General features: G+C 63.0%; 13 protein-coding genes, 5 pseudogenes and 1 riboswitch. Of the genes and pseudogenes, 7 read left to right on the forward strand and 11 right to left on the reverse strand.

The annotated features are described in order from the left end of the window. Positions 1-11: 11 nt before the first annotated feature. Positions 12-758: a uroporphyrinogen-III C-methyltransferase gene (gene cobA, locus M3149_RS13990; RefSeq protein ID WP_251710160.1), complete on the reverse strand. Its 747-nt coding sequence runs from the start codon at positions 756-758 to the stop codon at positions 12-14. 348 nt (positions 759-1,106) lie between these two features. Then, the gene (locus tag M3149_RS13995) at positions 1,107-2,456 is read right to left on the reverse strand and encodes a cobyrinate a,c-diamide synthase (RefSeq protein WP_435370747.1); all 1,350 of its coding nucleotides are present in this window, start codon (positions 2,454-2,456) and stop codon (positions 1,107-1,109) included. 137 nt (positions 2,457-2,593) lie between these two features. Next, a riboswitch (cobalamin riboswitch) is annotated at positions 2,594-2,842 on the reverse strand. Between the two features lie 36 nt (positions 2,843-2,878). Here M3149_RS13995 and M3149_RS23185 point away from each other — a divergent pair. The 6 genes and pseudogenes from M3149_RS23185 to M3149_RS14020 all read left to right on the forward strand — a co-directional run. Next, positions 2,879-3,037: an integrase core domain-containing protein gene (locus M3149_RS23185; protein WP_353056817.1), complete on the forward strand. Its 159-nt coding sequence runs from the start codon at positions 2,879-2,881 to the stop codon at positions 3,035-3,037. Between the two features lie 110 nt (positions 3,038-3,147). Next, positions 3,148-3,573: an energy-coupling factor ABC transporter permease gene (locus M3149_RS14000; protein ID WP_251710161.1), complete on the forward strand. Its 426-nt coding sequence runs from the start codon at positions 3,148-3,150 to the stop codon at positions 3,571-3,573. Between the two features lie 6 nt (positions 3,574-3,579). After that, positions 3,580-4,149 carry a cob(I)yrinic acid a,c-diamide adenosyltransferase gene (cobO, locus tag M3149_RS14005; protein WP_251710162.1) on the forward strand — a complete coding sequence of 190 codons (570 nt, stop codon included), beginning with the start codon at positions 3,580-3,582 and terminating at the stop codon, positions 4,147-4,149. Positions 4,150-4,280: 131 nt separating this feature from the next. Continuing rightward, positions 4,281-4,457: a hypothetical protein gene (locus M3149_RS14010; protein ID WP_251710163.1), complete on the forward strand. Its 177-nt coding sequence runs from the start codon at positions 4,281-4,283 to the stop codon at positions 4,455-4,457. 375 nt (positions 4,458-4,832) lie between these two features. Then, positions 4,833-5,697: pseudogene (locus M3149_RS14015) on the forward strand (tyrosine-type recombinase/integrase). Between the two features lie 7 nt (positions 5,698-5,704). Beyond that, a pseudogene (locus M3149_RS14020) lies at positions 5,705-6,874 on the forward strand (IS91 family transposase); the annotation flags it as partial. Positions 6,875-7,030: 156 nt separating this feature from the next. Here M3149_RS14020 and M3149_RS14030 read toward each other — a convergent pair. From M3149_RS14030 to M3149_RS14040, 3 genes and pseudogenes are all read right to left on the reverse strand, one after another. After that, the gene (locus tag M3149_RS14030; RefSeq protein WP_251710164.1) at positions 7,031-7,396 is read right to left on the reverse strand and encodes a 6-carboxytetrahydropterin synthase; all 366 of its coding nucleotides are present in this window, start codon (positions 7,394-7,396) and stop codon (positions 7,031-7,033) included. After that, a complete protein-coding gene (gene queE / locus M3149_RS14035) occupies positions 7,393-8,028 on the reverse strand; it encodes a 7-carboxy-7-deazaguanine synthase (protein ID WP_251710165.1) in 636 nt (211 codons plus the stop codon). Before queE ends, M3149_RS14030 begins: the two co-directional genes overlap by 4 nt. Before the next feature lie 51 nt (positions 8,029-8,079). Next, positions 8,080-8,493 (reverse strand): annotated as a pseudogene (locus M3149_RS14040) (integrase core domain-containing protein); the annotation flags it as partial. A gap of 98 nt (positions 8,494-8,591) precedes the next feature. Here M3149_RS14040 and M3149_RS14045 point away from each other — a divergent pair. Beyond that, positions 8,592-8,720: pseudogene (locus M3149_RS14045) on the forward strand (IS3 family transposase); the annotation flags it as partial. 23 nt (positions 8,721-8,743) lie between these two features. Here the strand turns inward: M3149_RS14045 and M3149_RS14050 are convergent. From M3149_RS14050 to M3149_RS14075, 6 genes and pseudogenes are all read right to left on the reverse strand, one after another. Continuing rightward, the gene (locus M3149_RS14050; RefSeq protein ID WP_251710166.1) at positions 8,744-9,124 is read right to left on the reverse strand and encodes a hypothetical protein; all 381 of its coding nucleotides are present in this window, start codon (positions 9,122-9,124) and stop codon (positions 8,744-8,746) included. A 134-nt stretch (positions 9,125-9,258) separates the two neighbouring features. Then, on the reverse strand, positions 9,259-10,590 hold the full coding sequence (locus M3149_RS14055; protein WP_251710167.1) for an ATP-binding protein: 1,332 nt from the start codon (positions 10,588-10,590) through the stop codon (positions 9,259-9,261). After that, positions 10,587-11,258, reverse strand: a complete 672-nt coding sequence (locus tag M3149_RS14060; protein ID WP_251710168.1) for a response regulator transcription factor — start codon at positions 11,256-11,258, stop codon at positions 10,587-10,589. Before M3149_RS14060 ends, M3149_RS14055 begins: the two co-directional genes overlap by 4 nt. A gap of 25 nt (positions 11,259-11,283) precedes the next feature. Next, a complete protein-coding gene (locus tag M3149_RS14065) occupies positions 11,284-11,520 on the reverse strand; it encodes a PepSY domain-containing protein (protein WP_251710169.1) in 237 nt (78 codons plus the stop codon). Next, a complete protein-coding gene (locus tag M3149_RS14070) occupies positions 11,517-12,119 on the reverse strand; it encodes a glycine zipper 2TM domain-containing protein (protein ID WP_251710170.1) in 603 nt (200 codons plus the stop codon). Before M3149_RS14070 ends, M3149_RS14065 begins: the two co-directional genes overlap by 4 nt. A gap of 532 nt (positions 12,120-12,651) precedes the next feature. Then, positions 12,652-13,035, reverse strand: a pseudogene (locus tag M3149_RS14075) (transposase); the annotation flags it as partial. Between the last annotated feature and the right edge of the window lie 127 nt (positions 13,036-13,162).

Below are 13,162 nucleotides of genomic sequence, written 5' to 3' on the forward strand. Positions count from 1 at the left end.
CGCGTCCCGCTTCACGCAGATTGGAAATGGGGGCTCAGCTGCACCGTCTCACCGATGATGAGCAATCCAGGCTGAGGACCATACGCAGGGGCGGTGGCGGCCAGCCGGCGAAGGCCGCAGGCCTGCACCGTCTGCGACGCGCGAGTACCGTCACGTATGACCGCCGCCGGGGTGGTAGGCGACAGTCCATGTGCGATCAGTTGTTCTGCAATCTGTGGCAACCGCTGGATGCCCATGTAAAACACACGTGTCTGCCCGGGGCGAGCCAGCGAACGCCAGTCGTGCGTGGCCTCCGCGTCGGCAAGATGGCCGGGCAGGAATACGCAGCTGGTCGACAGCTCTCTGTGGGTCAGCGGGATACCTGCAGCGGCTGAGCACCCGTTGGCGGCCGTGACCCCCGGCACTATCTCAAACGCAATACCAGCGGCCTGCAAGGCCTGCACTTCTTCCCCACCACGTCCGAAGACGTAGGGATCACCGCCCTTGAGCCGCACTACGCGCCGCCCCTCCCTCGCGTGCTGCACCAACAAGGCGTGAATGTCCTCCTGAGGGATAGCGTGATTACCCAGGGCCTTACCCACATACACACGCTGCGTTCCAGGGGGAATCCGTTCCAGCACTTCGGGTGAAACTAGCCGGTCGTACATCACCACCTCCGCGGCCTGAAGGCGGTCCAGCGCGCGCAAGGTCATAAGGTCAACCGGACCAGGGCCAGCGCCCACGATCGACACCCAGCCAGTGCGCTGCAACTCATCCATGGCCACGGCCCGTCCAGATCGCGTGGTTTCGTCCACGAGCCGCCAATCCCAGCAAGTACCACATCAGGCTGTGATGTAAAACCGGGGCTCGACCCAAGGTGAGCCTTTGAGGCGGTGTAGTTGCTTGGCCAGTGCCAGCACGGCCAGGTCTACCAGCGGCTCCAGTAACAAGCCCATGTAGGCCACGCCAAAGGTGCCGATGCTCGGCAGGTTTGCAGCACCTAAACCCTGGCCTTAGACGGCCCATAAGCCCGGCCAGACCACGATGCCGCCCTGTTACGTCAACGACAGCTTCAAGGTCTGCGCGTGTCGGTTGGACGGGGCAGACGTTGCGCGGCGTGCTCGAGCTCATGCCAAAGTACCCGGTGACAGCAAGGCGGCAGCTGCCGCCGGACTGGATGCCATCCAGGCATGGAAGTAACTTGCGCGCACGGCGCCGTGCTGATACAGCGCTTCTCCCGTTCCAGCAGCGCCACTGCGGCCGGGGTCCGTGCGTTTTGTTGGCTGCAGTGCTGTTTCGCAGGTCGAGTAGTGAAAGGTATGGCCGCGTAAAACCCCGGCAGACAGCGCCAACTGCTGCATACCCAGCCCCGCTAGCCGTGGCTGCATGCGCACTAGCCCGGGCAAGAGGCCCCAGGCTGGGTGGTGATTTCCTTCGGTGTCCACGATTGCATCGAACAACGCCATCATGCCGCCGCACTCAGCCCAAAGGGGCCGCCCCTGCGCCACATGAGCCTTCAGGCTGTCGCGGCACGTCAGACTGTCGGCCAGAGCGTGCGTGTGCAGTTCCGGGTATCCGCCGGGTAGCCATACCGCGTCGCAGGCGGGCACCGGCTCGTTGGCCAGCGGCGAGAAAAACACCAGCTTCGCGCCGAGCTCACGAAGCGTGTCTAGGTTGGCGGCGTAAATGAAGCAGAAAGCAGCATCACGCGCCACCGCTACGGTCTGACCCGTCAGCAACCTGGGTGTGGGCTGCATTTCAGGCGGTGAGTCGAACGCCACCGACCAGCGCTGTAGGGCCTCGGCATCCATCTGACCCAGGGAGGTGTGCTGGAGTGCATCGGCGGCCGCATCCAGGCGGGCTAGCGCGTCTGGCAGTTCGCCCGCGACGGTCAGTCCCAGGTGACGCTCCGGCAGCTTGAATGCGGCGTTGCGCATCACTGCCCCCAGCCAACTCGCTGGTGCTATCGCGTCGCCGGCTGGCAACGCAGCCTGCAGCAGCTGCGCATGCCGCGGGCTGCCCACGCGGTTCGCTAGCACCCCGGCCCAGGGCAAGCCCGCACGGTAGTGCTGCAGGCCAAAGGCCAATGCACCAAAAGTTGCAGACATAGCCGACGCATCGATGACCGCCAGCACTCGCAAGCCGAAACGGCGCGCCAGGTCCGCAGCACTTGGCTCCCCGTCAAACAGGCCCATGGCCCCTTCGACAATCACCAGATCGGCGTCCTGCGCAGAGGCGTACAGGCGCGCCCGTACGTCGTCCTCGCCGGTCATCCAGAGGTCCACGTTGTGCACCGGCTGGCCAGTCGCCAGTTCCAGCCACATCGGGTCCAGAAAGTCCGGCCCACACTTGAATGCCCGCACCCGCCGGCCCTGCCGCGCATGCAAGCGCGCAAGTGCAGCGGTGACCGTGGTTTTACCTTGCCCAGAGGCCGGCGCGGCGACCAGGATCGCAGGGCGGTGGACCCGGGTTACCACCGGGTGCAAGCCAACCACATCACTGCGGGGTCCGCATGCAAAGGACTTGAAGCCATAGGCGAGAAAACACAAGCAGAAGCCCTCACCGCCTTCCCCGACAGTGCTTGAGCGTAAAAGTGGACTGCCCGTTGCCAGACGCACCACCACCTTGTTGGCCGGTATCCGGGCTGACAGAACAACCTTCATCGCCTTCCCAGACAACAACGTGTGTCGTCCAGTGGCTGCGTGATGAAAGCGGAGGGGCCCGATCTGCGTCGGGTCTCTCGTCTGCTTACCGTTGCGGGGGCAGCGCAGGTTAGGTTCGTCCTTGTGGACTCGCCCTCCTGCTTCCCGTTGAACTGCAGCATGTGAACCACACCGCGAGCACCAACGTTCGTGAGTATAACGGGGAGGCCCAGTACTCACCATACAGCGCCCGGTTCGTGCCCCCTCCCGTAGGTCTCGACCACACACAGCCTGGAAAGCCCACGGACAACGGGCTTATCGAGTCGTTCAACGGTCGCTTGACCGCTATCACGTCGGCCAAGTTGCACTTGGAGCAGCGCCGGAGGCAAGCGGATACCGCTCGCGGACACAGCTAGGAAAATCATCACAAATCCCGCGACAAGGACGCCAGACCCAAGGGGGGCGCTACTCCAAGGGTGTCCGAGGTTCACTTCATTGTGGGTTCCGCCTTGCTGCTCTGCTGGGCGTGGGTCAAGCAGCCGTTGGACTTGCTGCCGGTCTGCTGATCCAGAGGCTGTTCTTCGCCCCCACCGACCTGCCGCAGTACGGCATGAACGTCACAACACTGCAGGTGCCGCTGTTCGCCACCGCCGCACTGGCCCACAAGGTGATCCCCGCTGACGTAGGCTACGCCGACATCCGCTCTGCGCATACACTCGAGCTGTATCTGGCCCACCAGGGCGGCATCGTTTTGTGGGTGGGCTTCTGGGCTCTCTACAGCCAGGGCTTTGACGCCGATAACCTTTCCAGCATCGGAAGCTTCGCCGCGGCCTACATGACAGTCGTGTTGCTTGAACCCCTGATCGACCTTGCCATCCTGGCCATTGCCAAGACGCTGCGCCTTCTCGAAGGCACCTCGCTGGTGGAGCGCAGTCTTAACAACGTAGCCTGACCCACTATGAACATTGAAGCTCTACCAGTCCAACCGTATGTGGACGCGCAACAAGAGGAACGGCGCGGTTTGATAACAGTGCACACTGGTTCCGGCAAGGGTAAGAGCACGGCCGCATTAGGCTTGGCCCTACTTGAGCACGGCCATGGCAAGGAGGTGAAGGTTTACCAGTTCGTGAAGATGCCGAAGACGCGGTTCGGAGAACATCGCCTTCTCGAGCAGCTCGGCATTCCTATTGAGGGTCTTGGCGACGGCTTTAGCTGGAAGAGCTGCGATATGCACCACTCGGCCGGACTCGTGTTGCAAGGCTGGGCCAGAGCCGAGGCTACGATCCGCGCTGGCAAACACTCCCTAGTGGTGCTGGACAAAATCATGTTTCCGCTGTGCCACGGTTGGATACCCCTGGATGCCGTTCTCGCCTGCCTGCGGGAGCTCCAGCAGCACGTGCACGTGGTGCTCACCGGGCGCGGTGCTCCTGCAAAGCTGATCGAGCTGGCCGATACGGTGACAGAAATGACGTTGATCAAGCATCATTTCAAAGCGGGCGTGCCAGCCCAGCGAGGCATCGATGACTGATGAAGGCTGGTGCGGGCTGTTGGCCATCGGGTTTGTCCAAAGAGACGGTGCTCATAGCGGGGGATCACCCGCCAAAGTTCCCGCCACGAAGGAATGGTGGGGGGGCTCAAACTCCAGATCGCGGTGTCACCATGCGCTCCATCGGCGACGGCGGAGAACAGGAACGCCAGCTTGCTCAGCAGTACCGGCTATGGCAGAACGCACTGTCGATACGCTGGCTGGTCACTTCAGGACTATCGGGCCGCATTGCCGCTGACTTCGATCGCGATGCAGTGCGGATGGACGTCGACGATCGGCAACGTCATTGAGCGGGCTGTAGGACGCAACACTTATGGTCGCTATTTGCTTTCTACATCAGCGCTTTGACAAAACTATTGCCGCTAAGGGTCGGGAGCACCAACTCGCATTAAGCACATGCGGTCGTTCGCTTACGGACCGCTATCAATGATGGCCAAAAACCCGGTCCTGAGCGTGAAGCGGCCATACTCATGGTCGACCGTCTAATGACCGTTGACGGCCGACGCTGCCAGCCATGAGCTCAATCCCTAATGACTCAGTTCAGTCTGGGGACTAAACTGCTCTCGCGGTAGTCTCCGAGCTGGGATGGTTGGTTGACGGCGATGGTGCACGCGCCGATGTTGTGAGCCTAGGCAATTGGCCTCGATCACGACAGGAGCACCATCATGAATGCACCCCATCCGACGGTCTCACCGTTGCGCCAGCGCATGCTCGAGGACATGCGGATGCGCAAGCTGGCCCCCAAGACGCAGACCGCCTACATCCGAGCCGTGCGCCGGCTTGCCGCGTACCTTCACCGTCCTCCGGACACCGCCACCGTGGAAGAGCTGCGCAACTTCCAGCTGTACCTGGTGGACCAGGGCACCTCACCTACCACTCTCAACGCCACCATCACCGGGCTGAAGTTTTTCTGCGAGATCACGCTGGACCGCGCAGACCTGACGGCCAAGATGCAGCCCGTTCATGTGCCCCGCACCTTGCCGGTGCGAGGAAGTGGCGCGCCTGATCGCAGCGGCACCCAACCTCAAGCACCAGACCGCGCTGTCGCTGGCCTACGCCACGGGCCTGCGTGCCAGCGAGGTGGTTTCCTTGAAGGTCGGCGACATCGACAGCCAGCGCATGACGCTGCGCGTGGAGCAAGGCAAGGGCAGCAAGGACCGCTACGCCATGCTCTCGCCCGTGCTGCTGGAGCGCCTGCGAGTCTGGTGGCGCGTGGCGCGCGCCCAAGGCAAGATGCTCGAAGGCGGTTGGTTGTTCCCGGGCATGAATCCCGTCGACCCGCTCACAACCCGCCAACTCAACCGCGCCATTCACATGGCGGCCGAGTCGGCGCACATCGACAAGCGCGTGTCCATGCACACGCTGCGCCACAGCTTTGCGACCCACCTGCTGGAGCAGAAGGTGGACATCCGGGTGATCCAGGTCCTGCTGGGACACAAGAAGCTGGAGACGACGGCCATGTACGCGCAGGTGGCCACCGACGTCTTGCGCGAGGTGGTCAGCCCGCTGGAGCAGCTCAGCACCGCGTAGGCCCACCATGGGCACCGCTGCCCTGGAGGTGGCGGACATCTTCCGCACCCACGGGCCGGCCTGGCGGCAAGCCCAGCGCTCCCACCTGAGCCTGGGTCAGCTCAAGGTCATGACAGCCATCGAGCAGTGCCGCAGCGCGGCACTGGGGGGACATGTGCTGCGCTGTGAAGACTGCCAGCGCCTGCAGGTCGCTTACAACTCCTGCCGCAACCGCCATTGCCCCAAGTGCCAGGCCAGTGCTGCACAGCGCTGGCTGGATGCGCGTCAGGGCGATCTGCTGCCCGTGGACTACTTCCATGTGGTCTTCACGCTGCCCGCACCCATCAGCGAGATCGCGTACTGGAACAAGGCCGTCGTCTACGGCCTGCTGTTCGAGGTGGCGGCACAGACGTTGCGCACCATCGCCGCCGATCCCCGGCACCTGGGTGCCCAGATCGGTGCCACCCTGGTGCTGCACACCTGGGGTTCGGCACTCACGCACCACCCGCACGTGCACGGCATCGTGCCCGGCGGCGGGCTCTCGCTGGACGGAGAGCGTTGGGTGGCTTGCCGACCGGGTTTCTTCCTGGCGGTGCGCGTGCTCTCGCGCCTGTTCAGGCGGCTCTTCCTGGAAGCACTGGAGCAGGAGCATCGAGCAGGCACGTTGCAGTTCTTCTCGCAACACGCCGCGCTGGCCGATCCAAAGGCCTTCGCGCGGTGGCTCGCACCGCTGCGCCGGTGTGAATGGGTGGTCTATGCCAAGAAGCCGTTTGCGGGGCCACAGGCTGTGCTGGCCTACCTCTCACGCTACACGCACCGGGTGGCGATCTCCAACTCGCGCCTGGTGGCGCACGACGAGCGCGGTGTGACGTTCCGCTGGAAGGACTACCGCGACAAGGACCGAGGCCAAGGCAAGACACGCCACAAGACGATGACGCTCTCGCCGCAGGAGTTCATGCGCCGCTTCCTGCTGCACGTCTTGCCCGGCGGGTTCCACCGCATCCGGCACTACGGGTTGCTGGCCAACACCCATCGAAGGGAATGCATCGAGCAGGCGCGCCAGCTGCTCATGCCTGAGGCGCCAAGCGCATGGGCCGAGAAGGTCGGGTGCGGTGTGGCCGAGCAGATCCGTCCGACCTTCGTGTGTGTTCACTGCGGCGCGATGATGCTCATCGTCGAGACCTTCGCTCGTGGGCAGCCCAAGTCAGCAGCCTTGCACTTGTTGCCAAGGCTATCGAACAGGGCCTGCGAAGTGCCATCGTGCGTACAACGTGAACCGGTGCAGACCAACAAGGGCGCTTACAGCCACCGATGCGAGGCTTGATCTTGCACACCAGACTTGGAGAGGAAGGGTTCACTCGAATCGAAAATCGCAACGGTCCCCAATACCTTCGCGCCACACCGAAACACGGCTCAGGCGAACATCCGACAAGACGGCTAACTGGACAATGAAGGCACAGAGGTTTTCGAGCGTCGGAATGCCCAGGCCGGGGACCTCGTCCAGCAGCCGGTGGTCCAAATGCTCACGCAACTGCGCCACCAGCAAACGCAGCTGACCCAAATCGATCACCATGCCCGTATGGGGGTCTACAGCACCGGTCACCGAGACCTCGCCCCGGTAGGTGTGCCCATGCACTCTCGCGCTGCCCTCGCACCCAATCTCCCGCTGGAGGGTGTGCGCAGCGTCAAAGAAGAAACTTTGCGAAATTTCGAATGTCATCGGATCCCGACCATTTTGTGGGTTTGTAGGGTCAGGCGCCAGCGAGGGTCACGCAGACAGTACTCAATAGCCCAAAGTGTGTTCTTCTCCAGCTCGGGGCCGTCCATGGGCTGCAGCAAATGGCGCTCGAAGTTCAGTTCGATCAACGCATCCAAGTCCATACCAAACTGGGGAACGACAACTTTGAGCTCGTGGCCTGCACGAATCTTGAGAGATGTGCGGGCCTTTGGACTCACGCACAGCCAGTCAACCCCCGCTGGCGCAACGATTGTGCCGTTGGTCTCCACCGCGATCTCGAACCCGCTGCAGTGCAGCGCTTCGATCAACGCTGAATCGACTTGCAGCAATGGTTCACCGCCTGTCAACACGACCAGCTTCTGCCCCGCCACCAGTGCCGGCCAATGGGCTGAAACCTGGTCCGCCAGCGCCTGGGCCGAATCGAACTTCCCTCCACCAGTGCCATCCACGCCGACAAAATCGGTGTCGCAGAACTGGCATTGAGCGCTCGCGCGATCGGCTTCCCGCCCGGACCAGAGATTGCAACCGGCGAACCGGCAGAACACTGCAGCTCTGCCGACGTTGCCGCCTTCACCCTGTATGGTGTAGAAAACTTCTTTGACCATGTAGCTCATGGAACTGGTCTCGTGAGTGAACCGCCCCCGGAATTTGGAGGTTGGTTGGTTTTAGTCAGCCCCCACCGTTGGAGTCTGACTGGCGAGTTGCCGGTAGTAGTTTGCCCAAGCCTCTGCAGGCGGTAGGTACTCGAAGGGTCCGCGAAGCCTTTGATGGTTGAACCAAGACACCCATTCCAGTGTGGCCAGCTCCACCGATTCACGGGTTGGCTAGGACCGGCGATGGATCACCTCGGCCTTGTACAGCCCGTTGACCGTCTCGGCCAAGGCGTTATCGAAGCTGTCGCCCTTGCTGCCCACATAGGGCTAAATGCCCGCTTCTGCGAGCCGTTCGCTGCAGCAGATGGAAACGTATTGCGACACTCCCTCGGAATGATAAGTCAATGCGCCATCACGCTCGGGCTACTTGGCATGCAGGGCCTGCTCCAAGGCATCCAGAACGAACTCCGTGTGCATTGACCCGCTACCCCACGATGCGCTTGGCGTATCGGTCTGGTCGCGCTAGACCCATTCGTTGAGGGTCTGCGGCACGCAGCCGATCATACGAGCGATGGATTCGATGGCAGCCCACAGACGGGTACAGACGCATCACGGCAGCGCTGCGCAGGTCAATGGCAGAGCCCATCAACCACAAGTGCGTGCAGCGCCTGATGCAAAAGATGGGATTGCGCGCATTGATTCGGGCGAAGAAGCGCTTCTGTTGATCAAACGCCGCTCAGTTCGTCGTGCCCCGCGCTTGTGACCGCACCTGACCATCGACTGACACTGCGCTCTTGACTTGTGAGCCCACCGAAGTAGCACCTTCAGCCTTGGCATCGCTTACTGCTGACAGCGCTGCGCCGCTTCGGCCTTCATTTTGGTATCGAGCATCCGATCGCCCGTTGACGCCCGTCATGGCGCGAGCCCGGACATCACTTGAAATTCCGCTGTGATTTCCGAGGCGGACGTCGGCGATGCCAGCATTCGCGCCGACATTGGCATCGACACCCACTCCCACGCCAATACCCAATCCAGCGGCCTGAGCGTTGAACCCCCAGGAGAGAGCTGTGGCCATCAGCATGGCAGCAGGAAACGTCATCTTCGAACGGACAGTCATATGTGACTCCTTTGCTGTTGAACAGAACTTCAGTCTGCAGCACAAACCCAGTTACATGCATGTCTGCTGCGTAGGAGATGTAACGGGCCAGGATGGCCCGAGCGACCCTCCGGTTCTGCCAGGCGCATGCCCCCTCAGGGCACCGGCAACACGATGTCTACCCGCCCGCCGCCCAACGGGCCACCCGAAAGCTTCAGCTCCCCATGGTGGCTGGTCACCAGGTCGTTCACCACTGCCAGCCCGACGCCGTGCCCGGGCGTTCGCTCGTCCCCCCGCACGTGCAGTTGCAAGATGGACTCGGTGTCGCTGAATCCAGGGCCGTCGTCCTCGATGCGAATGCACAAGGATCCCGGCTCACGCCATATCCGCACCAAGACCTGGGTGTGCGCCCACTTGGCCCCGTTGTCCAGCAGGTTCCCAAGCATCTCGAACAAATCGCCCTCGTCGATGCGCCAGGCCAGGTCGGCCGGGCACTGGACGCTGAAGTCCAATGCCCTTTCGGCATACACCTTGGCCAGCGCGCTGCGAATGCGCTCCAGGATCGGCGCCACCAGAAGTGGCGGCGCAAAGCGCGCGGCGCCCCCGGCGATGGCGCGCCCCAGCTGGTGCTGCACGATGTCGTCCATGCGGCTCACCTGCTGGGCCACGGTGGCTGGCAGTTGCGCCGGCTCGGCCAGGGCGCTGCGCAGAACAGCCAGCGGAGTCTTCAGGCTGTGGGCGAGAAAGCTCAGCGCGTCGCGATGTCGGGCCTGACGCTCGCGCTCCTGCTCGATCAGGTTGTTCAGGTTGTCCGTGAGGCTGGAGATTTCGGTAGGGTAGCGGCCGTCGATGCGCGATTGCCCGCCATCTTCGATACGCCGGATCTCGCTTGCCACGTGCCGCAGCGGCGCCAGGCCCCACCGCAGCAGCCACAGCTGCGCCAGCAACAGCAGCACGGCGGCGCCGCCCAGCCAGAGCCAAAGGGTGCGGGTGAAGGCGCCGACTTCGCGGTCGAAGGCCGCGCGGTCCTCCAGCACCGTGAGCACCAGCGGTGCCTCACGCTCGGAGGCCTTCCAGGTGACGGCATAGCTGACCGACAGGAAGGACTTGCCGGCCCCATCCACCGTCTCGTTGCGCCATTGACCGGGTTGCTGGCTGCGCCGGAACGGTGGCTGCAGGCCCAAGGTCGAGGCCGACTGCCACTGATCCCTGCGCAACACGTTGTAGATACCCGCGTACAGGCCGGACCCCGGTAGCGACAGGCGCGGCTCCGCAAACTCGGGCGGCATCACCAGCGCACCGCCAGAATCGAGTTCGGCAGCTGCCAGCAGCAGGTAGATGGTGCTCTGCAGCCGGCCGAAATAGGCCGCCCGCACGCTTTCGGCATTCGCACGCTGCACCGCCAGCCCCGCGCCGGCCATGAATGCCAGCAGTACCACCGCAGCACCCAGAAGCAGGCGGGTACGGATGGAGTAGCCGGCCTTCATTCGAGGGTGAACCGGTAGCCCCGCCCCCGCACGGTCTCGATCGGGCCGACGTTGCCGTTGGGGTCGAGCTTGCGCCGCAGGCGACCCACCAGCACTTCCAGCACGTTGCTGTCGCGGTCCTCCCCGTGCGGGTACAGGTAGTCCGACAGCGCCTGCCTGGTGACGATGGCCGGGCGCTGGCGCACCAGGTACTCGAGCAGGCGGTACTCGAACGCCGTGAGCTCCAGCACCGCGCCGCTGAGCCGCACTGCCTGCGCCGACGGGTCGATACTAAGGGGGCCGAGCGTCAGCACGTCAGTGGAGGCCCCCAGCGAGCGCCGCAGCAAGGCCTTGAGCCGCGCTGCCAGCTCCGGGTATTCGAATGGCTTGACCAGGTAGTCGTCGGCCCCGGCTTCTAGGCCCACCACTTTGTCTTGCCAGCTGCCGCGCGCGGTGAGGATCAGAATGGGTAGGGCGCTTCCCTCCTGCCGCAGACGCTGCACGATGGTCAGCCCGTTCAGCTTGGGCAACCCCAGGTCAACGATGACAAGATCGACCGGGTACTCGCGCGCCAGAAACAGGCCCTCTTCGCCGTCCTTGGCTTGGTCGACCCGGTAGCCATCGGCCTCCAGCTGGCGGGCCAAGGTGAGCCGTAGCGCGGCATCGTCCTCGATCAGTAACAAGCGCATAGGGCTGAAGCTCAGCAGGCTGGCCCTAGCGGATCTGGCCAGTGACGACGTCCACCTGGATCACGCGGACCTCACCAGCCGGCGTGACCACCTTGATGCGCCATACCGGCTGTGCTGAAGACTCGGACTTCTCGACGGACAGCACGCGGGCGCCACTGGCCCGCTGGGCCACCGCGGCCGCGTCGTCGCGGCTCAGGTCGGCCCAGGCCAGGTTGGATACCACCAGCAGGGTGGCGCAGAGTAGTTTGGCAAATGTGTTCATCGGTTGTAAGTATCAAGGTATTCGCGTCCGCCACGTTCATCACGCCTGCCCTGGTATTCGCGTCCACCCTGGTATTCGCTCTCAACCGGAGCAAATGAAACGCGAATCGGCAAGGTGCGGCCTGGGTTCTCGCGGGTCACCGTGCTGTAGACCTGGCCGCGGTACTCGTACTCGACTAGGTAACCCGTGAGGCGAGACTGCACGTCGTTGACAGTGCGGCAGTTCTGCACCTGGCGCTGCTGCGGCTGGGAGGCCTGCTGGTAGCCACCACCCCAGTTGTTCTGGTTGGCAAAGTGCTCGCCTGCCAGCGCGCCGACCACGGCACCGAGCGCGGTGGCGGCGTCTCGGCCGCGGCCCTTGCCAACCTGGTTGCCGAGCAAGGCGCCGGCCACACCGCCAACCGCCAGCCCCCCGTAATTGCGCGAAGCCGCCACGGGTTGCTGCTCGGTCACCCATTGACTCGTGCACTCGTTGCGCGGCACGGAGATGTTCTCGTACCGCGGTTCGACGTTGCGCACGCGGGCAGTGTCGTTGAAGGTCTGGGCTTGGACGCCCGCTGCCACTAACGTGGTCAGAAAAAGAATGGAGGTATGTTTCATGGAAAGCTCCTTGGTTGATGTGAGACGGAGCTTAGAAAGAAGTGGGTGAACCGAAGCTGAACGAAATTGATAAATGTTTCCTCGCGACCCAGAGGTGTGTGGGGTGTTACACCCGGTTGGTCGCCGCATCCGCAGCGCGACTTTGAGGTGCGAAGGGACCTACTGAAGCCGCAGTACAAGACTTGTTGGGAAGACCTACCCGTGGCAAAGGTGTGGGCTTCTCCAGTTTGACGGACGGTTTTCTTATCCACCAGGCTTGCTCCGTCGTTGAAGCTGCACTCTGACGTACCAGTCCACCGAACGCACGGGACCGACAGCTTTGGGAGGACCTGGCGCCGTTCGAACTCTGCTTTTCGTAATGACCGACAGGCAACATCATGACGATTCGGTACCTCGACGGCGAACGTCCGAGTTCAGTCGAGGCTGTGTGTAAACAACTTTGGCGCTCCGCCGAGCATGACGTGGCGATCGCAGCGGTTTGGCGGTGGCGAAGTTGCTTTCGCAAGTGCGGCGGCACCGCGGCCGTTCCGGCCTAAGTTTTCATCTGCGCGATCAGTGCCTCAGTACCAAGGATCTTGATTACTCGCCGCAGGTTGTATGCCAACACCTGCAGACTCATCTCGGTTCGCACGCGGGGTAGTGTTCTGGTCAGGAAGTGCGTGGATCCCATCCACGCCTTCAGCGTACCGAACACGTGCTCCACCGTGCTCTGTCGAAGTCGAGATGCTTCAGGCGCCCCGTCAAGGCGGGCCTGGACGATCTCTAGAACGTCTTCATGCTCCCAACGACTGATGCGCCGCTGGGGAGCCGGAGTGCATTGGCTCTTGATGTCACAACCACGGCATGCAGAGGACCAGTACTTGTGCAGCGTCTTGCCGTCCTCGACAGTGGTGAAGCGCCGAATGGCTGTCTGCCCGAGCCTGTCAGTAATTTTGTGTGCGAGGCATAGCATGACGATCAGGAGCATCTATGCCAAGCAAGACAAAGACGAAGAACGCGGCTATTGCCGCCAGGACAGCGGCGCTGCCGCAGATCCCCAAGGA

It is taken from the genome of Hydrogenophaga intermedia, assembly GCF_023715105.1.
Taxonomy (GTDB): domain Bacteria; phylum Pseudomonadota; class Gammaproteobacteria; order Burkholderiales; family Burkholderiaceae_C; genus Hydrogenophaga; species Hydrogenophaga intermedia_A.

Excerpts from the sequence above, each read along its gene's own strand:
- cobA (WP_251710160.1), bottom strand. The coding sequence starts at position 758 with ATGGATGAGTTGCAGCGCACTGGCTGGGTGTCGATCGTGGGCGCTGGC.
- cobO (WP_251710162.1), top strand. The coding sequence starts at position 3,580 with ATGAACATTGAAGCTCTACCAGTCCAACCGTATGTGGACGCGCAACAA.
- M3149_RS14010 (WP_251710163.1), top strand. The coding sequence starts at position 4,281 with ATGCGCTCCATCGGCGACGGCGGAGAACAGGAACGCCAGCTTGCTCAG.
- M3149_RS14030 (WP_251710164.1), bottom strand. The coding sequence starts at position 7,396 with ATGACATTCGAAATTTCGCAAAGTTTCTTCTTTGACGCTGCGCACACC.
- queE (WP_251710165.1), bottom strand. The coding sequence starts at position 8,028 with ATGAGCTACATGGTCAAAGAAGTTTTCTACACCATACAGGGTGAAGGC.
- M3149_RS14050 (WP_251710166.1), bottom strand. The coding sequence starts at position 9,124 with ATGACTGTCCGTTCGAAGATGACGTTTCCTGCTGCCATGCTGATGGCC.
- M3149_RS14055 (WP_251710167.1), bottom strand. The coding sequence starts at position 10,590 with ATGAAGGCCGGCTACTCCATCCGTACCCGCCTGCTTCTGGGTGCTGCG.
- M3149_RS14060 (WP_251710168.1), bottom strand. The coding sequence starts at position 11,258 with ATGCGCTTGTTACTGATCGAGGACGATGCCGCGCTACGGCTCACCTTG.
- M3149_RS14065 (WP_251710169.1), bottom strand. The coding sequence starts at position 11,520 with ATGAACACATTTGCCAAACTACTCTGCGCCACCCTGCTGGTGGTATCC.
- M3149_RS14070 (WP_251710170.1), bottom strand. The coding sequence starts at position 12,119 with ATGAAACATACCTCCATTCTTTTTCTGACCACGTTAGTGGCAGCGGGC.